This window comes from Sphingobium sp. LMC3-1-1.1 (assembly GCF_040676285.1).
Taxonomy (GTDB): domain Bacteria; phylum Pseudomonadota; class Alphaproteobacteria; order Sphingomonadales; family Sphingomonadaceae; genus Sphingobium.
Map to the genome: position 1 here is coordinate 1 of NZ_JBEGHQ010000045.1, position 26,557 is coordinate 26,557.

The following is a 26,557-nucleotide window of genomic DNA, read 5'->3' on the forward strand; positions in this document are numbered from 1 at the left end:
TGTTCGGGGTCATGAAAAACCAGCGACGCATCGCCACCCGCTATGACAAGACCGCGCTCTCCTTCGCCAGCTTCCTTAACCTCGCCGCCGTGCGCCTATGGCTGAAATCTTTTGTCAACATCGCCTAATCCATTTCCGCCTTCCACCGATGAAAGGACGGAGATTCGCAGGGATAGCGCGCCGGAAATAGTATGAGCCGCCGTCGCGCCTAAGGAGATATGTCGACAAGAATCGCCTGCTACGTTTGCAGCAGAAAGTCGTAACAAACCCTATTTTGCGGATTTTCTCTAACAAATTCAATGTGTTAGAGTTAGTGGTGCCGCTTACGTGACTCGAACACGTGACCCTCGCATTACGAATGCGATGCTCTACCAACTGAGCTAAAGCGGCATTGGGGCGGGCAGATAACAGCGCTTGACGGGAAGGACAAGGAGGCAAATGCGATTTGCCGGTCCTGTTCGTCATCAGACCGCTTCGGATCATCATTTTGTCCCGCCTTTACGTCATCTTTACCATCCCGTGGCACCGTCGATTCTCAAGGAAAAGCTTTACCTGAACCAAGGACCGATGGAATGGACACTCTGCGGGGGCATGAAATCGCCGATGACGAGGATGATTTCGGTCCTGCCGACGACGCGGCTATCGAAACGCCGCCGCTTGTCGGCGCGGATGAGCGCCGGATGCAGGTGCGCGCCTATAATTATTGGGCGTCGCTGCTCGGCGACCGCAGCCTGCCGTCCATTGAGGATCTCGCGCCTCAGGATCTGGAGGATTTCGGCCCTTACAGCGTCCTGCTGGATTTCAGCACCGGGCTGGAGAATCCCGCCATCGTCTATCTTGGCACCGCCTTGCGCGAGGAGTGCGAGATCGAGGGCTCCATCCAGTATATCAATGATGTGCCGGCCCGATCGTTGCTGTCACGGCTGACCGATCATTATCTGCAGATCATCGCCAATGCCGCACCCATCGGGTTCGAGGCCGGCTTCATCAACCAGCGCGGCGCTGAAATCCTCTATCGCGGCATTTTGATGCCCTTCTCCTCCGACGACGAGACGATCGACTTCGTCTTCGGCGTCATCAACTGGAAGGAAGCGGCAAGCCAGGCCGTCACGGCCGAAATCGATCGGGAGGTGGAGGCCGCCCTGCTATCCAGCCCCGCCGCGCCGCCCGTCGCACCGATCTGGGCGGACGGTCCGGCGGTCGACGGGTTCGACACGCTCGACCTGGGCGGCATGGAAAGCCCGAATGAGGACGCACCCCTTGCCGACTGGCTGGCCCTCGCCCGCGACAGTGCGGAGCAGGCACGCACCAGCGAAGCGCGCAGCCATGCGGCGCTCTATCGCGCCATCGGCCTCAGCTACGACTTTGCGCTGGTCACGCTTGCCCGGCCCGACGAATATGCCGAACTGCTGGAGGATAGCGGCCTCAAGGTCCAGGCGCGCGCGCCGATGACAGCTGTCGTCAAGCTGGTCTTCGGCTCCAGCTACGACAAGACGCGCATCACCGAATATGCCACGGCCCTGGAACATGCCCGTGCCAACGATGTCGCCTTGGGCAGCTTTGGCGATTATCTCGCCAATTATGATGGCGGGCTGAAAGCACTGGTCCGCAACGAACGCGCCCAGCGCCGCACCGACGGTCCGGCCCGACCCGATCGCCAGCAGACCGCCCGCGCGGCGATGAGGACGGCGGCCGCGCTTGATCCCTTCGCGATCGCCACCGACGGCGACGGGCTGGCCGTGGTAATCGCCCGGCGGGAAAGGGACGGATCGCTCGCCATCGTCGGCGCTCTGCCGGAAGGATCGGAAATCAGCCAGCGCGCCATTACCGCCGCTGCCGGTTGAACACGCGACCCGCGACGTCATCGATCCACCCGGTTCGTTCGAAACCCGTCGCCTCCCGACGGGTTTTTGCCAGCATGGCCTTCGGGCGATCTTCCCAAGCCGCAAATGGGTTCCCATCGCGGCTCAAGCCCTGTCCATCGGCAGAAACCGCCGCGGCAGATTGACAGAACGGGATCATGCCCCGATTTCCTGACTTATCCTCACGGGCCATCCGCCCCATGCTGCACCGCACATAATATTTCAATTTTATGTAACTTTATTTCTTATTCTGGGTTGAGCCTCCGGATGCAGTGGCGCATAGTGGACGGCATCGGTTTGAGAAGTCGCGCGGCGGTTCTCCGGCGTCTTCTCCGTTGACAGAAGCGGGACTGAACCCGCGGGCAAGAGGCAGGCGCATGACGGCATTGGCTGAATCGAAGCAAGTTGATCGGGGCATAAGCGACGCGCTGGAGGCAGCGCTGGCACGAGGCACATTGCCTGGCGAAAGCGAAGGCTTCGACCAGCACGCGATGCTGTCGGCAGCCGCCTTCATCGCCGGCACTGCAGCGACCCGCCGGCCAGGCAACGTCGCCATCGCCATGGAAACGCTGGGCGAAGGGGCGAATGGCCGCTACATGCGCATCGCCATCATCAATGACGACATGCCGTTTCTGGTCGATTCCATCGCAAATGCGCTGGCAGCAGCCGACATCATCATCCACCGCCTGCTGCATCCCGTGTTGTCGGTCGAGCGGGACGGCAACGGCCATTTGAAGGCGATCCTGGACAATGACGCCGCCGGCGCGCGTCGGGAATCAATGATCTATATCGAGGCGGACCGCGCCGATGCGAAGGCTCGCCGGGCGCTTGAGAAAGCGTTGGAGGAAACGCTGGCCGATGTTCGCGCCGCGGTTATCGACTGGCCGAAGATGCGGGAGGCGATGGCCGCCGACGCCGACGCAGCGCCAGACGAGGAAGGCGCGGCGCTGCTGCGCTGGTTCCTTGCCCGTCACTTCACCCAGATCGGCCATGAAGTGCGTCATCGCGACGGGAAGGCGGGCGCACGCATCGGCGTCTGCGGCCTGCGCGACCGGCCCATGCTGGCACCCGCCACGCTGGAGGCGGCGTTCAACTGGTTCGAGGAAGGCAGGCGCGCGCCCCTCATCATCAAGTCGAACCGCCTCTCTCGGGTCCATCGGCCCGTCCTGCTGGACATGATCATCGTGCCAGTGCGGGAGGGCAAGCAGGTGACGGCGCTGTCCATCCACGCTGGCATGTGGACCAGTGCCGGGCTGGCGACGACGCCTGACAAGGTGCCTCTGCTGCGGTCGGCCCTGTCGGCGCTGATGGACAAGTTCGATTTCGATCCGCACGGCCATGCGGGCAAGGTGCTGACCCATGCGCTGACTGCCCTGCCCCACGACATCCTCATCGGCTTCGACCGCGAGACCCTGGAACGGCTGGTGCTGACCTTCATGTCGCTGACCGACCGGCCGCGCCCGAAGCTGGTGCTGGGGACGAGCGCGCTCGCCCGCCATCTCTACGCCTTCGCCTGGTTGCCGCGTGAGGAACTGACCACGGCGCGACGCGTCGCGGTGCAGGACATGTTGAGCCAGGCCTGCAACGGCCCGGTGCTGAGTTGGTCGATCGCGCTGGAGGAAAGCGGCCTGGCGCTGCTGCGCATCACGCTCGATCTGCGCGACGGTGGCGTGGTGCCCGATGAACAGCCGCTCGACCGGCAATTGAAACAGATGGTGCGGGGCTGGCTGCCCGCCGTCGAGGAGGCATTGGCCGAAAGCGAGGAGGCGGGCCGCGCCGCAACGCTGGCGCAGCGTTACGCTCCCGGTTTCCCCATGGGCTATCGCAACGGCGCCGGCCCGGCGGAGGCAGCCATAGACATCCGTCTGCTGCACAGCCTTTCGGGGCCTGGCGACAAATCGATCCGTATCTATCGCAATGAAGAGGATGGGCCCGAGCGGCTGCGGCTGAAGCTCTACAGCCATGACGCCATCGCCCTGTCCGAAGTGGTCCCCGCCTTCGAGAATTTCGGTTTCCGCGTCATCGACGAGATGCTGACGGCCGTTGATGCCAAGGGGCAGGAAGGTGCGCTTGGCCATGTCCAGCGCTTCGTCCTGGAACTGCCGGCGGGGGGCGATGCCGAAGGCGTGATCGCCCGCGCTAACGTCGTTACGGAGGCGATCGCCCAAGTCACAGAGGGCGTGGCGGAAAATGACCGCTTCAACGAGTTGATCGTCACCGCCGGGCTTGACCAGCGATCGGTCGTGCTGCTGCGCGCCCTGTTCCGCTATCTGCGGCAGACCGGCATGGCCTATGGCATGGCGACATTTGCCGAAACGCTGCGGCGGGAGCAGGGCATCGCCCGCCAGCTCATCGAACTGTTCGAAGCGCTGCACAATCCCGAGGCGAAGGATGGCCCCGCCCGGGCCGCCGCCGCGCAACGGGAGATCGAGGCGGGACTGGAGAAGGTCACCGCCATCGATGAGGATCGCGTTCTGCGCCTGCTGCGCGCCGTGATCGCCGCAACCCTGCGCACCAATTTCTACAGCGCGGTCGCGCAGGAGGCGCTAGCGTTCAAGCTCGACAGCGCGCAGATCCCCGGCCTGCCCGCGCCGCTGCCATGGCGCGAAATCTGGGTCTATTCGCCACGGGTGGAGGGCATCCATCTGCGCGCTGGCCCCGTTGCGCGCGGCGGGCTACGCTGGTCCGACCGGCGGGACGATTTCCGCACGGAGATCCTGGGTCTCATGAAAGCGCAGCGGGTGAAGAACGCCGTCATCGTGCCGACCGGCGCGAAGGGGGGCTTCTATCCCAAGCAGCTTCCCAGTCCGCAGGTCGATCGCGACGCCTGGTTCGCCGAGGGCACGGAAAGCTATCGCATCTTCATCCGCGCGCTGCTGTCGGTCACCGACAATATCGTCAAGGGCAAGGTGAAGCACCCGGCGCAGGTCGTCATCCATGACCGCGACGACCCCTATTTCGTCGTCGCCGCCGACAAGGGCACCGCCACCTTTTCCGACGTCGCCAACGCCCTGGCGCTGGAGCGGGACTTCTGGCTGGGCGATGCCTTCGCCAGCGGCGGCTCCAATGGCTATGACCACAAGGCGATGGGCATTACCGCAAAGGGCGCGTGGATCAGCGTGAAGCGTCATTTCGCGGAAATGGGCGTCGATGTGCAGAGCGAACCGGTCCGCGTCGTCGGCTGCGGCGACATGTCGGGCGACGTGTTCGGAAATGGCATGCTGCTCAGCCAGGCGATCAGGCTGGTCGCCGCCTTCGATCATCGCCACATCTTCCTCGATCCCGATCCCGATCCGGCGAAAAGCTGGGAGGAACGCAACCGCCTGTTCCAACTGCCCCGCTCAAGCTGGGACGATTATGACAAGAAGCTGATCTCCAAGGGCGGCGGCGTCTTCCCGCGCAGCTTGAAGAGCATTCCCCTTACTGCGGAAGTGCAGGCGATATTGGGCGTCACCGACACGGAAATGGAGCCTGGTGCGCTCATCTCCGCGATCCTGAAAAGCCCCAACGACCTGCTCTGGTTCGGCGGCATCGGCACGTATGTGAAGGCCGCTGCGCAAAGCCATGGCGACGTGGGCGATCCGGCCAACGACCGCCTGCGCGTCAATGCCGAGCAGCTTCGCGTGAAAGTCGTGGGCGAAGGAGCCAATCTGGGCGTTACCCAGGCGGCGCGCATCGCCTTTTCGCTGCGCGGCGGTCGGATCAACACCGACTTCATCGACAATTCGGCGGGCGTAGACTGTTCGGACAATGAGGTGAATATCAAGATCGCGCTCAACAAGGAAATGGCGGAAGGCCGCCTGACCTTCGACGACCGCAACAAGCTGCTGGTCAGCATGACCGATGCCGTGGCCGACATCGTGCTGGAGGACAATCGCCTCCAGGCACTCGGCCTGTCCATCGCGGAGGCGGGCGGCGCGGCGGAGCTGGCGAGCTATGTGCGGCTGATCGAAACCTTCGAAGAGTCAGGCCGGCTCGATCGGCAGGTGGAGGGCCTGGCCGCCAACGACCAGTTGCTGCGGCGCGGGCAGGAGGGGCTTGGCCTCACCCGGCCAGAACTGGCGGTGCTGCTCTCGACCGCCAAGCTGGCCCTGCAGGACGCGATCGAGCATGGCAACCTGGCCACCGACCGCAGCATGGACGACGAACTCGCCCAGGCCTTCCCACCCGCCATGCGCAAGAAGGAAGCGGACGCCATCGTCGCCCATGCGCTGAGGAAGGAGATCATCGCCACCAAGGTCGCGAACCGGATCGTCAACCGGCTGGGCCTTATCCATCCTTTCGAACTGGCGGAGGAAGAAGGCTGTTCGCTGGCCGACCTTGCCAGCGCCTTCCTGATCGCGGAGCGGCTCTACGACATCCGCCAGCTATGGGAGGATATCGACGCGGCGGAGATGTCCGAAGCGGCGCGCCTCGCGCTGTTCGGCGACATCGCCAATGGCATGCGGGCGCAGATCGCAGACATTCTCCGCAGCCTCCCGTCCGGCGCCTTGCCGCAGGCAGGGCATGGCGCACTGGCCAAGGGCGTGGACAAGCTGGCGAAGCGGGTGGACGACCTGCTCACCAGCGAAGCGCTGCGCCGGGTCACGGCCGTCTCCGACCGCCTGCTGTCCCTGGGCGCGCCAGAGGCCCTGACCCGCCGCACCGCCGGGCTGTTCAAGCTGGATGGCGCGGTCGGCATCGCCGCGCTGGCCGGACGCCTGTCACTCGACGAGGTCGCCCTCACCCGCGCCTTCACCCATCTGGGCGAAGCGGTCGGCATCGACTGGGTCCAGTCCACCGCCGCGCGCATGGCCCCGTCCGATCCATGGGAACGTCTGCTGATTTCCGGGGTGGCGCGCGACATGCAGCAGGTGCGGCTCGACTTCCTCGCCCAGGGGTCAGGCAAGGATATCGCCCATCATGTCGAATCCTGGCTGAAGGCAAAGGGTGCGCGGATCCAGCAGTTCCGCGCCCTTGTCCAACGCGCCAAGGGGGCAGCGACGCCCAATGTCGCGATGCTGGCGGAAATTGCCGGCCAGGCGCGCGGATTGCTGGGGCGGTAAAGCGCTTTCCCTCGATTGCCGCCCTTCCGCAAAGACAGGAAGGGCGGCAATCGAAGAGACTTATTCGGCCGCGTCCGGCTCGGCCGTCACCGACCCTTTGCCCATTCCCGGCCCATAGACCGGCGTCAGCGGCTCCACCACGCGCCCGTGCAGCGCCTCGATCTCGGCCTTGCGCTGCTTCAGATATAGTTCGCGATAATAGGCGTAGGGATTTTCCTCGTCGCGGATCTGCTGGATCGTCTCGTCAAAGGCGGCGCGTTCGCCAAGCTGGTTCAGAATCGTCGCGGGGATGACATATTTGGGTTCGTTGAACGGCTTGCCGATGGCAAAGGGCACGATCATCTTGTCGACCGTGTCGCCGATGATGTCGCGCAGGGTCGTGGGGCCGACGATCGGCAGATACATGTAAGGCCCCGGACCTACCCCATAATAGCCGAGCACATTGGCAAGGCCGTTGGGCCGATAGGGCAGGAAGAAGGGCTTGCGCTTCGCCACGTCGAACAGTCCCGCCACCCCCAGCGTGGTGTTGATGGTGAAGCGGCCGGCCGTCTCCACCGCCTTGCCCGGCTTGAATTCGAGCAGATAGGCCAGGAAGACCACAGGCTCCTGCAGGTTGGAGAAGAAATTGCGCAGTCCCTTGCGCGCAGGCTTGGGCAGACCCTTGTTATAGGCCTTGGCAACCGGCTCCACCACGGCCTTGTCGACGGACTGCACCGCCTCGAAGCTCTTTTCGTTCAGCCGCTCCAGCGGATCGCCCGGCGGCGGCCGGGTGTGGCCAGTCACCACGATCTCGCCCGGCTGCGGCGCTGCCGCCGCGGGTGCGGTGCTGCCCGGCAGGTTCGGCATGACCGGCGGAGGCGGTACGACCAGCACCGGCGACGCACCATCCTGTGCCGCCTGCGGGTCCACGGAGGCTCCGGACGCCGGTGCAGCGATCGCAGGGGGGGCGACCGCTGGGGCGGTGGACACAGGGGAGGCCGGCGCCATCGTCCCTTCCGGTCCCGCTTGTACCCCCATCATCAGCATTCCAGCGGCTATGGCCGGCGTCAGCATATCGTCATTCCTTGCAGGCAGGCCTTTGCGACTGATGACATTTTCCGTGTCACGCTCGTCATCAAAGGCGGCTAGTTGCCAAGGGGTCACGCGTCAATAGCATGACGTCGCCCCCTGCGCCGGACCGCCGTTCATCGGCAATGATCCGGTCGCATACATTTTGATACAAATTTGCCGCGCCCCCTGTTTGCAATTGCGAGTCGTTCGCGTTATGGAGGCCACCTCTTCTCTACAGGACTCGTCCCGCTTCCGATGCACGCCCCCGTCCGCACTCAGCCGAACAAGAAGAAGAGCCCCAAGGCCTTCTGGCTGAAACAGCTTCATACCTGGCATTGGATGAGTTCAGCGATCAGCCTGCTCGGACTGCTGCTGTTCGCCTTCACCGGCATCACGCTGAACCACGCCGCCGATGTGGAGGGCACGCCGCAGACGGTGAGCAAATCCGCCATCCTGCCGCCTGCCCTGCGCGGGCAGGTCGCACCCGACGATGCGCCCGACGCCAGGAAGCCGCTGCCCGCTCCGATCGCCCAATGGGTGGAGAAGACGATCGGCCAAAGCGGTGCGGGCGAAGCGGAATGGTCAGCGGACGAAGTCTATCTTGCCTTGCCGCGCCCCGGCGGCGACGGCTGGATATCGATCGACCGGCATAGCGGCGAGGTCACCAGCGAGGCGACCAGCCGCGGCTGGATCAGCTATCTCAACGACCTGCACAAGGGCCGCAATGCCGGCGATGTCTGGAAGTGGTTCATCGACATCTTCGCCATTGCCTGCTTCCTCTTCGCCCTGACCGGCCTGCTGCTGCTCTGGCTCCACGCCAGGAAGCGCCCGACCACCTGGCCGCTGGTCGCCGCGGGCCTCGCCATTCCGGCCATATTGGCCGTCATCTTCATCCATTAAAGGGGGAGTTCCTCACCGCATGCAGATCAACCACAAGATCGTCCTGACTGGCGCAGCCATGGGCGCGAGTGCAATCGCCCTGCCTGCGGCCGCGCAGACGCTGGACGTCACGCTCACCCTGCCGCGCCTGTCGGTGGCGGAATATCACCGCCCCTATGTGGCGATCTGGCTGGAGAAGGAAGGTACGCCCGCCCGCACCCTGTCCGTGCTCTACGATGTCGACAAGCGCAACAATGGCGGCGTCAAATGGCTGCGCGACATTCGCATGTGGTGGCGCGCCTCCGGTCGTTCGCTGACCCTGCCTGCCGACGGCATATCCGGCGCCACCCGCGCACCCGGCACCCATAAGCTGAGCTTCCACGCTGGCAAGGGCGGCATGCCGGCATTGTCCCCCGGCAAATACACGCTGGTGGTGGAGGCCGCGCGCGAATCCGGAGGACGCGAGGTGGTTCGCGTCCCGCTCAACGTGACGGCGGCCGGCGCCAAGGGCAGCGGCAGTGGGCAGTTCGAGCTGGGCGCGGTCAACGCCGTGCTGTCGCGCTGAGGGGAGGAAGCCATGATGAAGTTCCGCAAACCGCTGTTCCTGCTCGCCGCGACGGTCGCCATGGCTCTGCCGCAAATGGCGGGCGCGGCGCGGCCCTGGATGCTGCCCTCCGAAACCATGTTCGCCGGCTCCGGCAATGAATGGGTAACGGTGGACGCCGCCATTTCGAGCGATCTTTATTATTTCGACCATCCGGGCCAGGACTGGCAGCCGGTGGTGACCGCACCCGACGGCAGTGCAGTCCAAGTGGAAAATCGTAGCGTCGGCAAGTTGCGCCAGACCTTCGACCTGGGCATCAAGACCAAGGGCACCTACAAGATCGCCATCGTCAACGAGATGCTGATGGGCAGCTACATGCTGGATGGCGAGCGCAAGATGCTGCCCCGCGGCACCACGGCCGCGACGCTGGCGACCGCCGTGCCGCAGGGCGCGACAGACGTGCAGACGGCGACGGCGCGCACCCGGATCGAAACCTTCGTGACAGCGGGCGAACCGGACCGAAAGGTCTTCGCAACGACCGGCACGGGGCTGGAGATGGTGCCCGTCACCCATCCCAATGACCTTGCGGTGGGTGAACCCGCCACCTTCCAGTTCCTGCTGAACGGCAAGCCGGCAGCCGGCATGGATGTCGTCGCCATTCCGGGCGGCATCCGGTATCGGTCGGACCTCGGGCAGATGGACGCGAAAACCGACGCCAACGGCAAGGTCAGCTTCACCTGGCCGGAAGCAGGCATGTATTGGGTCAGCATCAGTTCCGGCGGACGGCGCGGACCTGGTCCGGGTGCGGGCGGTACAGGCAATGCGCCCGGCGCGGGGCGGCCGCAGGGTCAGGCGCAGGGTGAAGGCGGCCCCCGCCCGCTCATGGGTCCGCCCCAAGACCGCGCCACCTATGCGATGACGGTAGAGGTGCAGGGCTGATCCCCGACGCGATCCGCATCGCCATCCCGCCCGGCCTCTCGCCCGCCCTGTTCGAATCGAGCAATCGGGCGGGCAGGATCAGCGCCCTTTGCGGTCCGACCATGGGCACAAGCTGGTCCGCCCGCATCGTGGACGCACCCCCCGACAGCAGAGCTGCGATAGAGGCAGTGCTGGGCCGGGTCATTGCGCAGATGAGCAATTGGGAGGAGCATTCCGCCATCAGCCGCTTCAACGCCGCGCCGGTCGGCGATTGGATGCCGCTTCCCCCTGACATGATGACCGTGCTGCGCGCCGGGCTGGACATGGCCCGGATATCGGGCGGCGCCTTCGATCCGGCGGTGGGCCGGCTGGTGGAGAAATGGGGCTTTGGTCCCAACGGGCCGACGGGCCTTTCCGTCGTGCCCCATCACCCCTCCCCCTGGAGCGTCATCGAGATCGAAGGCGGCAGCGCCCGGCGGATGGCTGATGTGACATTGGACTTTTCAGGCATCGCCAAGGGCTTTGCCGTGGACATGGTCGCCGATACGCTACGCGAGTTGGGCGCGGCACATTTCCTCGTCGAAATCGGCGGCGAATTGCGCGGACAAGGCGTCAGGCCTGATCTTCAGCCCTGGTGGGTGGATGTGGAGGCCCCTCCCGGTCTTTCGCTGCCAAGCCTCCGCATCGCTCTTTGCGGCCTGTCCGTCGCGACATCCGGCGATTATCGCCGCTTCCGCGAGGAAGGAGGCGCTCGCCTCTCCCACAGCATGGATCCCGCCCGCGGCGCGCCGATCGCCAACGATGTCGCCTCGGTGACGGTGCTCCACGACAGCGCGATGTGGGCCGATGCCTGGGCCACGGCGATCACCGTCCTTGGCCATGACGCCGGCATGACCCTCGCCACCCGCCACGGGATCGCTGCCTGCCTGATCCGAAGGCTGCAAGGAAGGGGGCAGGAATATATGACCCCTGCCCTTGCCGCCATGCTGGAGTGAATGGCGGATGGTCGGATCCTCCTCATCGCAAGACAAGGAGGATCGCCCGGCTCAGTTGCAGACCCGCACCTTCACGCGACGGTCGCGATAATGGTTGTAGCGCCACTCCGTCCAGCAACGCTGGCGATAATGCCCGCGCCAGTAGCGCCGGTCGCCGCGCCAGTGACGGCGGTCGTCATCGCGCCAGTCGCGCCTGCCGTCCCAACGGCGGTCATCCCAACGGTCGCCGTGATATCCGTCGCGATAACCGTAGCCGCCATAATATTGCGCCTGTGCAGGGCCTGCACCGACCCCCATGGCGGTGATCGCCAGGCCCAGAGCCGCCGCACCCTTCCACAAGATATTCATGTCCGTCTCTCCTCAACATGGACACCCGTCACCGGGCCATGGTGGGAAGATGCGCCGACCTTACTGAACCGTCCGGGAACGACGTCGTCAGCCCCCGTTCATGGATTCTCAGCGGCCGCGCAGGGCGCCTTCCGCCTCCAGCATATAGTCGCGCGTGATCGGCAGGCTGCGGCGGTCCCGGACATATTGGACCTGGTAATTCACCATGCTGCCATGCTCGAACACCGTGGCGGCACCCGCCAGATAGAAGGTCCAGAGGCGGAAGAACCGCTCGTCATAAAGCGCGATGATGTCGGCCTTGTGCGCCAGGGTCCGCTTGTACCATTCGCGGATGGTGAGGCCGTAATGCATCCGCAACACCTCCACATCCGTGACCATCAGCCGCGTGCCCTCGCTGCCCTGGATCATCTCCGACAGGGCGGGGATATAGCCGCCGGGGAAGATATATTTCTGGGTGAAGGCATCGGTGATCCCCGGCCCGTCGACCCGCCCGATGGTGTGGATCAGCATGACCCCGTCGGGCGTCAGCAGGTCGCGGCATTTGTTGTAGAAGGTGCGGTAATCCTTGGTCCCGACATGCTCGAACATGCCCACCGACACGATGCGGTCAAATGGCCCCTCTATGTCGCGATAGTCGATCAGTTCGAAACGCACATGGTCGGCCACGCCCAGGTCCTGCGCCCGCTGTCGCGCGACTTTCAACTGCTCTTCCGACAAGGTGATGCCGGTCACGTCGACGCCGCAGGTGCGATGCAGGTACAGCGCCATGCCACCCCAGCCGCAGCCTATGTCCAGCACCTTCATCCCCGGCTTCAGGTGCAGCTTGGCCGCGATATGGGCCTTCTTGTCCTCCTGTGCCTGTTCCAGGCTGATGCCCGCCTCATTGTCGGCATCGGGGAAATAGGCGCAGCTATATTGCCGGTCACGGTCAAGAAAGAGCGCGTAGAGCGCGCCCGACAGATCATAGTGATGCGCGACATTGGCCTTCGCACGGGAACGGTGATTGGCCGCCCACAGCTTCCGGCGGATCGCCTTGAAACCACGCTTGACGGAACCCAGGTCGCTGATCGACTTGCCCGTTTCCCACGCATTGTTCATGCGGATGAGCGAGATCAGTTCCATGATCCCGCCGCCCTCTATGGTGACCCGCCCGTCCATGAACGCCTCGGCCATGCCCAGGCGCGGATCCTTGATGATGTCGAACGGCACCCGCGCATCATGGAATTTCAGCGCCAGCGCAGGAAAGCCGGGTTCGGCGACCCCGACCGTGATCTTCCTGCCGTCATGATAGTAAATGTCGAGCTGGCCGCGCGTGACGAGCCGTTTGATGACGCGATCGAACAATTTCATGGGACCACCCTGTCAGGTCATTTCGTTCGCGTCAAATGCCTGCATACCAATCATAGCCGGCGCGGTCCTCCCAATAGCCGCCCTTCCCTCCTGCTATGCCGTGGAGACTTGCAACCGCTTCAATCTTCATCAGATATTTCGCCTGCTTGTAGCCCAGTTGCCGCTCCACCCTCAGCCGGAGCGGCGCGCCGTTCGCCACGCGCAGGGGCCGGTCGTTCAGCGCGAAGGCCAGGATGGTCTGCGGGTGAAAGGCGTCCACCAGATCGATGCTCTCATAATAGCCGCCTCCGCCGCCCATGTCGTCGGCGCAGTGAAAGACGATGTAGCGTGCCCCATCCCGCAGCCCCGCCGCGTCCAGAATCCGCTTCAACGGCACGCCCCGCCATTTGCCGATGGCACTCCACCCCTCGACGCAGTCATGGCGCGTGATCTGCTCGCGATGGGGCAAGGCCCGGATCTGCGCCAGCGAAAGGGACAGCGGCCGTGCCACGAGTCCGGCTACATCCAGCCGCCAGTCGGCAAAATCGCGGCGCCACAGCGCCTTATATTCGGGCGTGTTCGGATTGGCGGTGCCGTTGGGCCGGAAAAAGGGCGAAATCTGGTCGGGGCGGAACTCCCGGGCCAGCGCGTCGCGCGCCATCAGGCTGCGCTGCGCCCATTTGTGGAAATTCGCGGCGGAAAACAGCGTCTCGCGGACTGTCTCGTTCTTCGCAAGCCGATCGCATCCCACAAGCGTCGCAGCGGCGCCCAGCACCAGGCTGCGCCGGTTGAGGATCAGGCTCATCGCCGCACCTCGGGCAGGCGGTATCGACCGCTGATCATCGAGCGGATTTCGTTCAGGGGGCCGGCAAGCAGCACCATCAGCATATGCACCAGGAAGAAAGCCACCAGCGTGAAGGCCGCGATGAAATGGATCGAGCGCGCCGATTGCCGACCGCCGAACAGGTCGACCAGCCAGGGCCATGCCGCGTTCATCCCCGGCGCCATCGTCAGCCCGGTCAGTATCACGAGCGGCAGCAAGACGAAGATCACGCCGATATAGCTTCCCTTTTGCAATACATTGTACCGCAGCGCCGCTTCGCCGGTCGGGAAGCGCAGCCGGGCATGGTCCCGGATGTCCTGCCAGATGTGGCGGGGCGCCAGCTCCCCCCGCCGGAAGGCGAGGTCACGCCCCAGATGCCCGCCGAACAGGCTCCAGAGCATATAGAGGAGCAGCGCAAAGGCAAAGATCGGCGCGGCGGTCAGATGCCAGTGCCGCGACATCGCCAGATCATAATGGGCGGGCAGGGTCAGCCAGCGTCCGAACCGCCCAAGTTCCAGCCAGGGCCGGTCGAAATTCGCGCCATATTGCCCCCAATAGAGCCGGGGATGCGCGTTGAAGATGCCAAGCCCGCTGGCGAACAACGTGTAGAGCAGCAACGCATTCAGCCAATGCCACAAACGCGTCGGCCACCGGTGGCGCAGCACCAGCTTCGGTTCGGCCGATCCTGCCTGGGATGAGAGACGGTCCATGGGCAACTGTTACCCCTTTGCACCAGCAGCGTCAAAAAGGATGGGCTGCCCTGCCCCATGAATCATTTTTCATGCTTCCATTCATGTGGGAGCCAGATTTCGGGTCCATAAGCACCCTGCCGGGAACAAGTCAATTTCCCGGCTTTTGAAGCTTCTATGGATCGATGCCCTGTCAATTCAAGAGGGACGAAATGGAAAATATTTTACAACTCAGTCTCTTTTAAAAACCGATTGAGAACATAAATCGATCTCACCCGGTTCAGGGTATAGAACAAGTCAAGAGGAATACCATGAAAACTGCGATTTTCGCAGCGATTGCTGCTGCCACCGTTTCTGTTCCTGCCTTTGCTCAGGATGCTACACCCTTTACTGGGCCGCGCGCTGGCGTCACCATGGGTTATGACAAGGTCCATGGCGGCGACGGCTTCAGCTACGGTGTATCCACCGGCTATGACCTGGCCGTCACCCCCCGCGTAACTTTCGGTCCGGAAGTGTCGTTCAGCGATTCCACGGCCAAGTTCGGCGGCGTCGATGCGAGCCGCGATCTCGCCGCATCGGTGCGCCTGGGCTATGTCGTGACGCCGCAGGTGCTGGCGTTCGGCAAGGTGGGCTACGCCAACAGCCGCTTCGAAATTCCCGGCGACCACCAGACGCTGGAAGGCGTCCGCTATGGCGGTGGCCTCGAATATTCGGTAACGCCGCGCACCTATATCTCGGCCGAATATCAGCGGACCGAATATGAAAATAATTTTGGCGGTCGGGACGCGGGCGTAGTGGGCGTCGGCTTCCGCTTCTAGAGCGGGTTTCCCGCGATTTCCTAACCAGCGATCGATTCCGATCGCTTGGAAATCGCTCCAGGCGAGACGCGATTCAAAAATGGGGCGGCCCCAGCGGAGCCGCCCCATTTTCATGCAAAGTCAGACTGTTGCGAAAAAGCATCATACATTTGTAAAGTTCATATCCATGTTGCAACAATGACAATCTCGTTACATATGCGCGTCGTCAGCGATCAGTTTCGCTGCATGCAGGACGGGAGGATAGGCCGGTCAATATCGGCGTTCCAGATGACGATCAAATAATGACATGTAACGTCATCCCGTAAAAAGAACAAACGACAGTCCAAATTACAGGACTATTCGTTTCTGATGATATGAGGATTTTATGAAGACTGTGATTTTCGCAGCCCTTGCTGCTGCCGCCATTTCCGCTCCCGCTTTCGCTCAGGACGCCGCGCCCTTCACTGGCCCGCGCGCGGGCGTCATCGGCGGCTATGACAAGCTCGGCGGTAACGACGGCTTCGCTTATGGCGTGTCGACCGGCTACGACCTGGCCGTCACCCCGAACATCACCTTCGGCCCGGAAGTGTCGTTCAGCGACACCACTGTCGGCGGCAATGGCACGGAAGTCAGCCGTGACCTGGCTGCTTCGGTCCGTCTGGGCTACATCCTGACCCCGCGCGTTCTCGCCTTCGGCAAGGTCGGCTATGCCAACACCCGCCTCGAAGCGTCGAACAGCAACTTCGGTGGTTCGATCGAAGGCGTTCGCTACGGCGGTGGTATCGAATTCGCAGTGACCGGCAACACCTACATCTCGGCTGAATATCAGCGCAGCGAGTATGAGGACAATGTCAGCCGTGATGCCGGCATCGTCGGCGTCGGTTTCCGTTTCTAATCCCTCTCGGATGGAACAGGGAAAGGGCGGTCCTGACGGGCCGCCCTTTTTCTATGCCCAAGGCAGGGGTTTCAGATCCGGCGCCATCCAGGTCCGCCGCGCTTCCGCCGACATCAACCGCTCACGCGACCAATAGGCAAACGGCCAATCCTTGTCGGCCATGGGGGAGGCCATCAGCGCGGCAAAGGCTTGCCCTGGCGACACGCCTTCCGGCAATCCCGCCAGCACCGCCCGCGCCGCACCCAGCGACGCCTGTGTGATCGTCTCATGATAGCCGGACGTATCGCTGTTCACGCCGCCCACGCTTTCATTATAGGCCGCGATCATCCCCGGCATGTCGCGCTCCGGCACCAGATCAGGCCGCCGCAGCATCAGCCATAATGCCATCGCAAAATGGGCCCTGTGGGTCCACTCCTCCTTGGGGAGCGTTCGCGCGCAAAAGCCCGTCGCGATCCATTCAATCTCTTCGTCCGTCATTCCCATTCACCCTTCTTCATGCCGCCCGGACGAAGGGCCAAAGAAAAACCCCGCCGTTCCGGGCGGGGTTTCGTTTCTCGTGCCACTTGGGCGCGCACCATCAGCCCCGCTCTATCCGAGCGCGGCTTGCTTCTCCGCCGCCAGCCGGTCGAGTTCTGCGCGACTCTTCTTCTCGCTCGCGGACTTGAGCTGCCCGCAGGCCGCCATGATGTCCCGTCCGCGGGGCGTGCGCACCGGCGCGCTGATCCCGCCCTCGAACACGATGTCGGAAAAGCGCCTGATGCGTTCGGGCGTCGAACATTCATAATCCGTGCCCGGCCAGGGATTGAACGGGATCAGATTGACCTTCGCCGGCAGCTTGTACTGGCGGAGCAGGCGGACCAGTTCCCGCGCATCCTCGTCGCTGTCGTTCTTGTCCTTGATCATGACATATTCGAAAGTGATGCGCCGCGCATTGTTCGCGCCCGGATAGTCGGCGCAGGCCTGCAAAAGCTGATCGATGCCGAACTTCCTGTTGAGCGGCACCAGTTCGTCGCGCACATCCTTGGTAACGGCATGCAGCGACACGGCAAGGTTGACGCCGATCTCTTCGCCCGCCCGCGCCATCATCGGCACGACGCCGGAGGTGGAGAGGGTGATGCGCCGCTTCGACAGGGCGAGGCCATCGCCGTCCATCACGACCTTCAACGCGTCGCGCACATGGTCGAAATTGTAGAGCGGCTCGCCCATCCCCATCATCACGATGTTGGTCAGCATGCGACCGTCGGTCGTATATTGCGAGGCGTCGTCGGCCTCATCGTCATTGGCCGACGCCATGCTCCCCTTGGGCCATTCGCCAAGGGCATCGCGGGCCAGCATGACCTGACCCACAATCTCGCCCGGCGTCAGGTTGCGCACCAGCCGCATCGTGCCGGTATGGCAGAAACGGCAGTTGAGCGTGCAGCCCACCTGGCTCGACACGCAGAGCGTGCCCCGATCCGCGTCCGGGATGAACACCATCTCATAATCCTGGCCATCATCGGAGCGCAGCAGCCACTTGCGCGTGCCGTCGCTGGAGACCTGCGCCTCGACCACTTCCGGGCGCCCTACGACGAAACGCCCCGCCATCCAGCCGCGCATCGGCTTGGCGAGGTCGGTCATGGCGTCGAAATCGGTCTCGCCGCGATGATAGAGCCAGTGGAAAAGTTGCTTGGACCGCAGCTTCGCCTGCCTGGCGTCGAGCCCGGCCTCTTCCAGCGCATCCTTGATCTGCGGCCGCGACAGTCCCATCAGGTCGATCCGTCCATCCTCACGGGGCGTAACGGCGCGGGGCACGGGCACAGGGTCGATAGCGCCGGGAATCGGCATCAGGGGGTTGGCGGCTGTCTGCATGGCCGCGCCCATAGCGGATTTTGGGGGAATTTGGAAGGGCGACCGCATGAACCCCGCCCACTTCCACCCGGCTCACCGCAATCGCGCGCATCCCAGTGCCGCCGCATCGATCGCCGTGGCCGCGCCGCGCAACGCATAGGTGTCGGCAAAGCCGCGCCCGCGCCCGTCCCGCGTTTGCACGCTCATGCTGGTCGCGGAGCGCATCGCAGCGACGATCGCGGCATCCACCCGCGCATCGGGCGCCCAGGCATCGACCTGCCCCGCCACCAGTGAAAAGCGGCGATCCCCCACATTCAGGATCACCGCCGCATCGCTCGCCCGCATCCGGCTCAGGCGGAAATGCACCTGACCCCGCACCCGCTGGCGCGGCCAGCTTCCCACCGCGGCAAAGCCGTCACCGCCGGTCGCCACCGGCACGGACAGCGCATAGCAGCGCGGACCATTGGCATCAGGAAGGGCAGGATCGCGAAACGCGCCCCATGCTTCGAAAACGCCCAGCGAATCCCGCGCCTCGGCCGCGACGCCAGTCATCATGAAGGGCAGGACGAGGAGCCATGGAGCTTTCACATCACCGGCAAAGCGCATGCTGATCCCTTTTGCAACCCTTTGCCAAACGAAACGATCACCCAGCGCTTGCAGGGGCCGTCACAGCGGCTATGAAGGACCATCCATCATTGTCGCCCGGATTCGACCGAGTTCGGGCTTTGCGCAGAAAAGAAACGGACAGAACAGGGACATGAAGGCCACCATCGAACGCGCAACGCTGCTCAAGAGCCTCAGCCACGTCCAGTCGGTGGTGGAGCGGCGCAACACGATTCCGATCCTGTCCAACGTGCTGATCGAAGCATCGGCGGATGGCGCGATCAAGCTGATGGCGACCGATCTCGACCTCCAGATCGTCGAAAGCGTCGCCGCGCAGGTCGAACAGCCTGGCGCGACCACGATTTCCGCGCACACCCTGTTCGACATCGCTCGCAAGCTGCCCGAAGGATCGCAGGTCTCGCTCCAGGCGGCCGAGGGCAAGATGCTGATCCAGGCGGGGCGCGCCCGCTTCAACCTGTCCACCCTGCCGCGCGACGATTTCCCGGTGATCGCGGAAGGCGACCTGCCGACCAGCTTCGAACTGCCGGCCGAAACGCTGAAGCAGATCATCGACAAGACGCGCTTCGCCATCTCGACCGAAGAGACGCGCTATTATCTGAACGGCATTTATTTCCATGTTTCCGACGAGGGGCAACCCGTGCTGAAGGCGGCCGCGACCGACGGCCATCGCCTCGCCCGCGTCACCGTGCCGCGTCCGGATGGCGCCGACGGCATGCCGGGCATCATCGTGCCGCGGAAGTGCATCGGCGAACTGCGCAAGCTGCTCGACGAGGTCGAAGGTTCTGTGCAGATTTCGCTCTCCGCCAGCAAGATCCGCTTCGGCCTGGGCAACGCGATCCTGACCAGCAAGCTGATCGACGGCACTTTCCCGGATTACAGCCGGGTCATCCCGACCGCCAATGACAAGCTGCTCAAGATCGACCCGCGCAGCTTCGAGGAAGGTGTTGACCGCGTTGCCACTATCGCCACGGAAAAGACGCGCGCCGTCAAGATGACGCTGGACCGCGACAAGATCACCCTGTCCGTCACCAGCCCGGAAAACGGCACCGCGGCCGAAGAAGTGCCCGGCGCGTTCCAGGGCGAAGGCTTCGACATCGGTTTCAATGCTCGCTATCTGCTCGACATTCTCGGCCAGATCGACAGTGAGCTGGTGGAACTGCATCTCGCCGACGCCGCCGCGCCGACGCTGATCCGGGAAGACGACCGCAGCCCGGCGCTCTACGTACTGATGCCGATGCGCGTCTGAGGATCGGCCGCGCGCTTCGAAAGCGCGGCTATTCTCAGCGCTTGCCGATGTCCTGATCGACGCTATGTCCAAGCTGTTGATCGGAGCGGGAAATGGCATGGGCCCAGTTGTCGGGAAAATCATGAGGGGATTGGGCGCGGCGCTGCTGTTTCTGGCGGTGACGCTGTGTCTGGCGGTTACCATCGTTCCACCCTTTCTCGACCGCATCTATTATGAAGGGCCGGTCAGCCGCCATTATGACGGCGCGCGTTTCTTCAATCCCGATGGGGAAAGGCGCTATCCCGCGCCGCCGGGCCATAACCAGCGCGGCTTGGTGGCCCGCTGGCTGCTGCGGCAGGACGACCGACCCGCATGGCCCGACAGGGTGGCGGTAAAGCCCTCCCGCCCTCCGGCCTTCGCCGCGCCACGCGGCATGGTCGCCACCTGGGTGGGACATGCGACCGTGCTGGTTCAGGCGGCCGGCCTCAATATCCTGACGGATCCGATCTGGTCCGACTATGCCAGCCCCTTCCCGCCGCTGGGTCCGAAGCGGGTGACGCAGCCGGGCGTGCGCTTCGACGATCTGCCGAAGATCGACCTCATCCTTCTCAGCCACAATCATTATGATCATATGGACATTCCCACCCTGAAAAGATTGTGGGAGCGGGACAGGCCGAAGATCATCACCAGCCTGGGCAATGACATCATCCTGAAGGCGAACGGCATTCCTTCAACGGCGCTGGACTGGGGCCGTTCGACAAGCGGCGCTGCGCTGAACGGCCTGGGCGAGAATAGCGTGATCCAGTGCGAGAATTATGAGCATTGCCCGGATTATCGCGTCCATGTGGTGCGCAATCATCATTGGAGCAGCCGCTGGGGCACCGACCGAAACCGGGCGCTCTGGTCTGGCTTTTTCGTCAGCACGCGAGCGGGCAATATCTTCTTCGCGGGCGACACCGGCGCAGGCGACATGACATGGGCAGAGGAAGCGGCGCGGCTTGGGCCGATCAGGCTGGCGCTGATCCCTATCGGCGCTTTCCGCTTCTGGCCGGGACAGATGCAGTCGGACGCGCATATCGGACCGGAGCAGGCCGTGACGCTGTTCAAGACGCTGAATGCTTCAACCGCGATCCCCATCCACTGGGGGACCTTTCATCTCTCCTACGAGAAATGGGACACGCCGCCCAAATTGCTGGAACTGTATCTGCGCTGCGCCGGCATCGACCGTCAGCGTTTCGCGCCCTTGAAGGCGGGGCAGGCGATCCAGGTTCCGGCCTGGTCGTCCGCGCGGATCGGAAAGCGGCGCTGCGACGCGGACGCAGTTGCGCGGCTGGAATAGTCGGGCATGGCGTGCCGCCCTTCTCCCATTCCTGTCGCGATCAGGCGTCTGCCCACCGCCGCAACAGATTGTGATATACGCCAGTCAGCCGGATGACCTGCGCATCCTCATGCCCCAGCGTGCTGGCTAGCGCCTGAATGCTGCTGTCGAGATCGAACAGCATCTGGCGCGCCGCATCGTCCCGCACCATCGACTGGAGCCAGAAGAAGCTGGCCACCCGGCGTCCGCGGGTCACAGGCTCCACCCTGTGCAATGACGATGATGGATAGAGCACGGCATGGCCCGTCGGCAATTTCACCTGCTGCACGCCGAAATTCGTCTCGATCGTCAATTCCCCACCGTCATAGCCGCCGGGCTCTTCCAGAAAAACGGTGATCGACAGGTCGGATCGGACGCGAAAGCCGGTACCCGCCTGTATCCTGACGGCATTGTCCACATGGGTGCCGAAGGCCTGCCCGCCCGCATAGCTGTTGAACAGTGGAGGGAAGACCTTGAGCGGCAGCGCGGCGGCGATGAACAGGGGCGATCGACCAAGGGCGTCCAGCACGATCTGCCCGGCCTGCTTCGCTTCGGCGCTATCCTCCGGCAATTGCAGGTTGTGCTTGGCGAGCGCCGACTGATGTCCGGAAGTGACGTTGCCGTCGACCCATTGCGCCGCGTCGATCAATGCGCGGACGCGCGTGACGGCCTGGTCGTCCAGCAGGTCGGGGATGACGGTCAGCATGCCGATGAAGAGATCCGGGCACGAAGGATGCAGGCCATGTCTCTCACTCTACTCCGCTGCGCAGGACGAACGGGATTTCGACCACGCCCTTGACCCGCACGGGCTGGCCGTCGCGCATCACGGGCTTCCAGCGCCAGCCGCGTACCGCGTCGCGCGCGGCATTGTCCAGTCGGGCAAAACCACTGCTCTGCGCGATGGAGAGGCTTTCCACCGCGCCATCCAGACCCAGCGTCAACGCAAGAAGGACGGTCCCCTGCTCACGCTTGCGACGGCTCTCCACCGGATAGCGGGGCGGCTTGCCCGCAATCATCTGCGTGCCCAGGTCGCCGCCCTGAACGATGCTCGACCCCACGGAGATGGCGGGCGGCGAAGGTGGCGCGGGGACTGCCAGCGGCGGCGCGGGTGGTGCAGGAGGAACGATGGTCGGCGTGGTCGCCACGGTCGGCGCCGGCGCCGGAGGTACTTTCACCAGCGGCGGCGGCGTGACGATCCTGCTCTGCGGCGGGGGCGGCGGAGCCTTCACAGATGGAGGCGGCGGCGGCGGCATGAGATTCACGACCGACAGCCGGGCTTCCCGCATCCGATGCACATGATGGCGGGCATGGACCAGCGCGGCGATGATCACGGCATGAAGCAGGAGGATGACAAGGATGGCGGGGACGTTCACCCCGCTCCGGGCACCATAGCGGGCCGGAGCAGCGTCGAGTTGAGCCGGCACGCTGGAAAGGGATGGCCGCGCGGCAGACAGGGGGACAACCCCATTTTCCCCACCCTCTTCCACAAATCTATCTGCTACGCGAAGCATGCCAGATCCCCTTTGCCGCCGTGCAGGCGAAGGCCGTCCATAACGCGAATCCTAATGCTACTCAATCGCATCTTTATATGGGATCGGGCGGGTGGCGACCCGAGGAGGATAGGAGTGCATCGCCACCCGCCCGTGTCCCCCGGCAAGGGACGATTGCCGGGGGACAGGATCGTCAGAACATGTAGTTGAGGCTGAACACGGCCGATCGGGTCGGGGCCGGCTGCGCCCAGCTGTTGTTGATGTTGGTGCGAACGGTGGTCACATATTTCTCGTTGGTGAAGTTCTGCACGTTCACCTGCGCCTTCAGCTTTTCCGTGATCGGATAGGACGCCATGAAACGGTGAATGGTGTAGCTGGGCACCCGGTAGCCGACATAGCTGTTGGCGACGAGCTGGGCGAGACTAGGCTGGTTCATCAGGAAGCTGCCCTGATAGGTCAGGCCATAGCCCAGCTCCAGCCCAAAGCCGAAGCGGTAGGTGGTGAACAGGCTGCCCGAATGCTTCGGCGTGTTGGTCAGCGAATAGCCCGCAGTCGGATCGGGGAAGGCAGTGCTGTTCGCGCAGGTGCCGGCTGCCGGATCGGTCGCGCCGGGATGGGCAAGGCAATAGTCGGAGACGCCCTGCTTGATCTTGCTCTTGAGATACATGTAGTTGGCCGAAATGGTCCAGTTGCTGGTGATGTTGCCCGACGCGCCGAAGGACAGGCCCTGCACCCGCTGGAAACCGTCCGTCGCCTGATCAGGCAGAAGCGGATCGCCTGACACGACCTTGATCTGGTTGCGATCATTGCGGAACAGCGCCAGCGTCAGCAGCAACTGCTTGTCGAAGAGGTCCGCCTTCGCGCCGATCTCGTAATTCTTCGTGGTCTCGGGCCTGACATTGCAGGAGCCGCCACCGCCGGCCACATTGTCCGCCGTACAGCTGCCGTCGACCGACGATTTCGATGGCAGCTTGGAGTTGCCGAAAGCGACATACAGGCTGGTGTCCGGCGTCGGCTTCACGACAGCGCCCACGCGGAAGGAGAAGAGATTGTCATCGATCTCCAGCCGGTTGCCGACCGTGCTGATCTGGCCGAGCTGCGCCGACCCGCCGGTCGTGTTGTAGGTGAAGGTGCGGTTGAAGCCCCGGACCTTCTCATAACGGATACCGCCGTTGATCTCGAACCAGTCGGTGAACTTCATCGTGTCGAACAGATAGGCGGCATAGCTGGTCTGCTCGCCCACATTATGCGTGCCGAGGGTGAAGTTGACGGGGCCGACATAATTGTTGCTGCCATAGGCGCGCGCCAGGCCGGTGGTCGCGGCCGGGCCGACGATGCCCGACGACGGATCGGCTATGTTCACCAGCGGCAAGTAGAAGCCCAGGCTGGCGGCGGCATTATAGGCCGGGTTGGCCGCACCCGCGCCGGTTGCCGGGGCCGTAAAGGGCGCGGCATAGGGATCGAAGCCGTTTGCGGTGCGGCCCAGGCTGCCCTGCAACTGGTCGTAACGCTCCCACAAGGCAGAGCCGCCGATGACCAGCGTATGGCCGATGCCGCCAGTGTCGAAATCGGCGCTGAGGTCGATCTGGTTATAGGCGGTCTCATTGGTGATGAAACGCTGGTTCCCGCGACCGCCCGTCGGTACATAATAGCCCACCGGAATGGTCAACGTCTCGCCCGCCGCTGTTGTCCCGATGCGCTGGGTGCAGGCGCCGCCGGTGTCCGGATTGAAGCCGGCCGCCGTGCCGTTGTCGAGGCAGAAGACGCCGTTCGGCTGGCTGGTCACCGTATCCTGGCGGATATGTTCGTAGCGCGTCAGGTTGCGGACCTTGACGGTATCGCTGAAGGCATGGCTGAAGATCGCCTGCAACGACTTGGTCTTGCTGTCCTGCCGGTCCAGATTGGCGAAGCCGTAATAGCCGGAACGGTCGAACTGCTTGAGGATGCCGCCCAGCGCCGGGAAATAGCGGATGCCATATTGCGGCATCGCCTTGTCATCCAGATATTCCCCCTGCAGCGTCAGGCTGGTCGGGCTGTCGATACCGATCGTGATGGCGGGCGCGACGCCCCAGCGCTTGTAATCCTCGACATCGCGACCGGGCACGTCATTGGCGTGATAGACGGCATTGAGGCGCACCGCGATCAGGTCGTTGACACGCTTGTTCGCATCGATGGTCGCGCGATAATAGTTGTCGGTGCCGATCCCTGCATTGAGGATGATCTGGTCGTCGGCCAGCGGGCGCTTCGTAACCAGGTTGATCGTGCCGGCAACCGAACCGCCACCGTTCATGACCGAATTGGCGCCGTTGGTGACTTCAACCTGCTCGATATTATAGACTTCGTTGCGGTTCAGGAATGCCCCGGATCGCACGCCATCGACCGTCACGTCGTTCTTCGCGTCCTGCCCGCGCAGGATGATGCGATCGCCATAGCCGAAGCCGCCCTCGCCAGCGCCAAAGGTGATGCCTGGAACCGTGGACAGCACTTCGCGCAGCGTCAGCAGGTTCTGCTGCTGGATGGTTTCCTTGCCGATCACGGTGATGGTCTGAGGCGTATCGAGCAGCGGGCGAGTATATTTGGGCGATTCGGCCTTCTCTACCTTGACGGGGGATTCGTCGATCGCCGTATCGGTGACCGTCATCCCGCCGAGCCTGGGCCCCTGCGCATTATCCTGGGCTTGGGCGGACGATGCGAACGCCATGGCGCCGACGCAGCTCAGCGCCAGGAAGGAAGGCCGTGACAGTGCTTTGGACATGAAAACAGAACCCCTTTCTTGAAACTTGAGGGGCCTGCTATTGCGACTTGTTCGCAGAGTCAACGCTATTGCGAATAATTATTATTTTATGATCGTATAGTATCGTCGAAGAGCCAGCACCTTATGGCGCTGCCAAGGTTGGGTGGGTCGGCCGCCGCCATGCGGGCCACATCTATGCGCGCGATCAACGCGTTTACCGGCAAACCCTCTCGCGCAGCGGCCGTGCGAAGGGCTTGCCAGAATATCGGCTCAAGGCTGATCGCGGTCTGATGGCCCGCAATGGTCACGCTGCGCTTGACCGGCGGAGCGAAGGGCGATGTCGCCGACGCCGAAGCGCCTTGGGAACGCCCCTCCTCTTCCATCAGTACATGTGCTGGCCGCCATTGATCGACAGCGTGCTGCCGGTCACGAAACCGCCGTCCTCGCTGCAGAAAAAGGCGACCCCACGGGCTATTTCCTCGGCGCGGCCCAGGCGGCCGACGGGAATCTTGGCCACGATCTTCTCCAGCACCGGCGGCGGCACCGCGGCAACCATGTCCGTATCGATATAGCCCGGCGCGATCGCGTTGACGGTGACGCCATATTTTGCGCCTTCCTGCGCCAGCGCCTTGGTGAAGCCATGGATGCCCGACTTGGCGGCGGCATAGTTGACCTGACCATATTGGCCCGCCTGGCCGTTGATCGAACCAATATTGACGAAACGGCCCCAGCCGCGTTCCCGCATTCCCCCGAAGGTCGCCTTCGCCATGTTGAAGCAACCGCCCAGATTGATGCGCATCACCTCGTTCCAGTCGTCAAAGCTCATCTTCGCCAGCACGCCGTCGCGCGTGATGCCGGCATTGTTGACCACGACATCGATCGGTCCCAGCGCCTCTGTCACCTGCGCGCAGCCGTCCAGGCAGGCCTGGTGGTCGCCCACGTCCCATTTGAAGGAGGCTATGCCGGTCTTTTCCGAAAAGGCCTGCGCCTTGGCGTCATTGCCGGCATAGTTGGCCGCGACCGTGAACCCCATCTCCTTGAGGGCCAGGCTGATTGCCTCGCCAATTCCACGTGTTCCGCCCGTGACGACTGCAACTTTGCTCATGGTGGCTCTCCTTCAAAAAAC

Annotated in this window: 24 protein-coding genes, 1 tRNA gene and 1 pseudogene; 11 read left to right on the forward strand and 15 right to left on the reverse strand. The window is 63.7% G+C overall.

Going from position 1 to position 26,557, the window contains the following annotated elements; all coding sequences use genetic code 11:
* Positions 1-128: pseudogene (locus tag MRBLMC3_RS23110) on the forward strand (IS5/IS1182 family transposase); the annotation flags it as partial.
* On the opposite strand, the gene MRBLMC3_RS17535 reads toward MRBLMC3_RS23110, so the two are convergent.
* A complete protein-coding gene (locus tag MRBLMC3_RS17535; protein WP_363830881.1) occupies positions 115-300 on the reverse strand; it encodes a DUF6538 domain-containing protein in 186 nt (61 codons plus the stop codon). The pseudogene MRBLMC3_RS23110 and the gene MRBLMC3_RS17535 sit on opposite strands and share 14 nt — an antisense overlap.
* Positions 301-314: 14 nt before the next feature.
* Positions 315-390, reverse strand: a tRNA-Thr gene (locus MRBLMC3_RS17540).
* 182 nt (positions 391-572) lie between these two features.
* On the opposite strand from MRBLMC3_RS17540, the gene MRBLMC3_RS17545 reads away from it, so the two are divergent.
* Both MRBLMC3_RS17545 and MRBLMC3_RS17550 read left to right on the forward strand, forming a co-directional pair.
* On the forward strand, positions 573-1,844 hold the full coding sequence (locus MRBLMC3_RS17545) for a PAS domain-containing protein (protein WP_363830882.1): 1,272 nt from the start codon (positions 573-575) through the stop codon (positions 1,842-1,844).
* Positions 1,845-2,239: 395 nt separating this feature from the next.
* Positions 2,240-6,907: an NAD-glutamate dehydrogenase gene (locus tag MRBLMC3_RS17550; protein WP_363830885.1), complete on the forward strand. Its 4,668-nt coding sequence runs from the start codon at positions 2,240-2,242 to the stop codon at positions 6,905-6,907.
* A gap of 60 nt (positions 6,908-6,967) precedes the next feature.
* Here the strand turns inward: MRBLMC3_RS17550 and MRBLMC3_RS17555 are convergent, their stop codons facing one another.
* Positions 6,968-7,960 (reverse strand): MlaA family lipoprotein, encoded by a 993-nt coding sequence (locus tag MRBLMC3_RS17555; RefSeq protein WP_363830888.1) that lies wholly within the window; start codon positions 7,958-7,960, stop codon positions 6,968-6,970.
* Between the two features lie 252 nt (positions 7,961-8,212).
* On the opposite strand from MRBLMC3_RS17555, the gene MRBLMC3_RS17560 reads away from it, so the two are divergent.
* From MRBLMC3_RS17560 to MRBLMC3_RS17575, 4 genes are all read left to right on the forward strand, one after another.
* The gene (locus tag MRBLMC3_RS17560) at positions 8,213-8,857 is read left to right on the forward strand and encodes a PepSY-associated TM helix domain-containing protein (RefSeq protein ID WP_363830890.1); all 645 of its coding nucleotides are present in this window, start codon (positions 8,213-8,215) and stop codon (positions 8,855-8,857) included.
* 19 nt (positions 8,858-8,876) lie between these two features.
* Entirely contained in the window at positions 8,877-9,401 is a 525-nt protein-coding gene (locus MRBLMC3_RS17565) for a DUF2271 domain-containing protein (protein WP_363830892.1), read from the forward strand.
* A gap of 12 nt (positions 9,402-9,413) precedes the next feature.
* Positions 9,414-10,319 (forward strand): DUF4198 domain-containing protein, encoded by a 906-nt coding sequence (locus tag MRBLMC3_RS17570; RefSeq protein WP_363830895.1) that lies wholly within the window; start codon positions 9,414-9,416, stop codon positions 10,317-10,319.
* Positions 10,320-10,420: 101 nt separating this feature from the next.
* Positions 10,421-11,293, forward strand: a complete 873-nt coding sequence (locus MRBLMC3_RS17575; RefSeq protein WP_363830897.1) for an FAD:protein FMN transferase — start codon at positions 10,421-10,423, stop codon at positions 11,291-11,293.
* Positions 11,294-11,344: 51 nt separating this feature from the next.
* Here the strand turns inward: MRBLMC3_RS17575 and MRBLMC3_RS17580 are convergent, their stop codons facing one another.
* The 4 genes from MRBLMC3_RS17580 to MRBLMC3_RS17595 all read right to left on the reverse strand — a co-directional run bounded on the left by MRBLMC3_RS17580 (position 11,345) and on the right by MRBLMC3_RS17595 (position 14,503).
* Positions 11,345-11,641 (reverse strand): hypothetical protein, encoded by a 297-nt coding sequence (locus tag MRBLMC3_RS17580; RefSeq protein WP_363739506.1) that lies wholly within the window; start codon positions 11,639-11,641, stop codon positions 11,345-11,347.
* Between the two features lie 108 nt (positions 11,642-11,749).
* Positions 11,750-12,991 carry a cyclopropane-fatty-acyl-phospholipid synthase family protein gene (locus MRBLMC3_RS17585; RefSeq protein WP_363739504.1) on the reverse strand — a complete coding sequence of 414 codons (1,242 nt, stop codon included), beginning with the start codon at positions 12,989-12,991 and terminating at the stop codon, positions 11,750-11,752.
* A gap of 31 nt (positions 12,992-13,022) precedes the next feature.
* Positions 13,023-13,775: a molybdopterin-binding protein gene (locus tag MRBLMC3_RS17590; protein WP_363830900.1), complete on the reverse strand. Its 753-nt coding sequence runs from the start codon at positions 13,773-13,775 to the stop codon at positions 13,023-13,025.
* A complete protein-coding gene (locus MRBLMC3_RS17595) occupies positions 13,772-14,503 on the reverse strand; it encodes a cytochrome b/b6 domain-containing protein (RefSeq protein ID WP_363739500.1) in 732 nt (243 codons plus the stop codon). The genes MRBLMC3_RS17590 and MRBLMC3_RS17595 overlap by 4 nt, the downstream gene beginning before the upstream one ends.
* A 290-nt stretch (positions 14,504-14,793) precedes the next feature.
* Here MRBLMC3_RS17595 and MRBLMC3_RS17600 point away from each other — a divergent pair, with 290 nt between their 5' ends.
* Both MRBLMC3_RS17600 and MRBLMC3_RS17605 read left to right on the forward strand, forming a co-directional pair.
* Complete coding sequence (locus MRBLMC3_RS17600; RefSeq protein ID WP_363739498.1) at positions 14,794-15,300, forward strand: porin family protein; 507 nt, start codon at positions 14,794-14,796, stop codon at positions 15,298-15,300.
* A gap of 364 nt (positions 15,301-15,664) precedes the next feature.
* Entirely contained in the window at positions 15,665-16,174 is a 510-nt protein-coding gene (locus MRBLMC3_RS17605; RefSeq protein ID WP_363739496.1) for an outer membrane protein, read from the forward strand.
* A 51-nt stretch (positions 16,175-16,225) separates the two neighbouring features.
* On the opposite strand, the gene MRBLMC3_RS17610 is transcribed toward MRBLMC3_RS17605, so the two are convergent.
* The 3 genes from MRBLMC3_RS17610 to MRBLMC3_RS17620 all read right to left on the reverse strand — a co-directional run bounded on the left by MRBLMC3_RS17610 (position 16,226) and on the right by MRBLMC3_RS17620 (position 18,607).
* On the reverse strand, positions 16,226-16,651 hold the full coding sequence (locus MRBLMC3_RS17610) for a hypothetical protein (RefSeq protein ID WP_363831230.1): 426 nt from the start codon (positions 16,649-16,651) through the stop codon (positions 16,226-16,228).
* 111 nt (positions 16,652-16,762) lie between these two features.
* On the reverse strand, positions 16,763-18,022 hold the full coding sequence (gene rlmN / locus MRBLMC3_RS17615) for a 23S rRNA (adenine(2503)-C(2))-methyltransferase RlmN (protein ID WP_363830903.1): 1,260 nt from the start codon (positions 18,020-18,022) through the stop codon (positions 16,763-16,765).
* 72 nt (positions 18,023-18,094) lie between these two features.
* The gene (locus tag MRBLMC3_RS17620; RefSeq protein WP_133653353.1) at positions 18,095-18,607 is read right to left on the reverse strand and encodes a hypothetical protein; all 513 of its coding nucleotides are present in this window, start codon (positions 18,605-18,607) and stop codon (positions 18,095-18,097) included.
* Between the two features lie 151 nt (positions 18,608-18,758).
* Between MRBLMC3_RS17620 and dnaN the strand changes: the two genes are divergently transcribed.
* Together dnaN and MRBLMC3_RS17630 are read left to right on the forward strand one after the other, a co-directional pair.
* On the forward strand, positions 18,759-19,871 hold the full coding sequence (dnaN, locus tag MRBLMC3_RS17625; protein ID WP_133653354.1) for a DNA polymerase III subunit beta: 1,113 nt from the start codon (positions 18,759-18,761) through the stop codon (positions 19,869-19,871).
* Between the two features lie 97 nt (positions 19,872-19,968).
* Complete coding sequence (locus MRBLMC3_RS17630) at positions 19,969-21,189, forward strand: MBL fold metallo-hydrolase (RefSeq protein ID WP_363830905.1); 1,221 nt, start codon at positions 19,969-19,971, stop codon at positions 21,187-21,189.
* A gap of 40 nt (positions 21,190-21,229) precedes the next feature.
* Here MRBLMC3_RS17630 and MRBLMC3_RS17635 read toward each other — a convergent pair whose 3' ends face one another.
* The 5 genes from MRBLMC3_RS17635 to phbB form a co-directional block, all read right to left on the reverse strand.
* On the reverse strand, positions 21,230-21,913 hold the full coding sequence (locus MRBLMC3_RS17635) for a Fe2+-dependent dioxygenase (RefSeq protein ID WP_363739488.1): 684 nt from the start codon (positions 21,911-21,913) through the stop codon (positions 21,230-21,232).
* A gap of 43 nt (positions 21,914-21,956) precedes the next feature.
* Positions 21,957-22,718, reverse strand: coding sequence for an energy transducer TonB (locus MRBLMC3_RS17640; RefSeq protein WP_363830908.1), 762 nt, complete (start codon positions 22,716-22,718; stop codon positions 21,957-21,959).
* Positions 22,719-22,890: 172 nt separating this feature from the next.
* A complete protein-coding gene (locus MRBLMC3_RS17645) occupies positions 22,891-25,452 on the reverse strand; it encodes a TonB-dependent receptor (RefSeq protein ID WP_363830910.1) in 2,562 nt (853 codons plus the stop codon).
* Positions 25,453-25,538: 86 nt separating this feature from the next.
* Positions 25,539-25,814: a ribbon-helix-helix domain-containing protein gene (locus tag MRBLMC3_RS17650; RefSeq protein ID WP_363739482.1), complete on the reverse strand. Its 276-nt coding sequence runs from the start codon at positions 25,812-25,814 to the stop codon at positions 25,539-25,541.
* Positions 25,814-26,536 carry an acetoacetyl-CoA reductase gene (gene phbB / locus MRBLMC3_RS17655; RefSeq protein ID WP_363739480.1) on the reverse strand — a complete coding sequence of 241 codons (723 nt, stop codon included), beginning with the start codon at positions 26,534-26,536 and terminating at the stop codon, positions 25,814-25,816. The genes MRBLMC3_RS17650 and phbB overlap by 1 nt, the downstream gene beginning before the upstream one ends.
* Positions 26,537-26,557 lie beyond the last annotated feature (21 nt).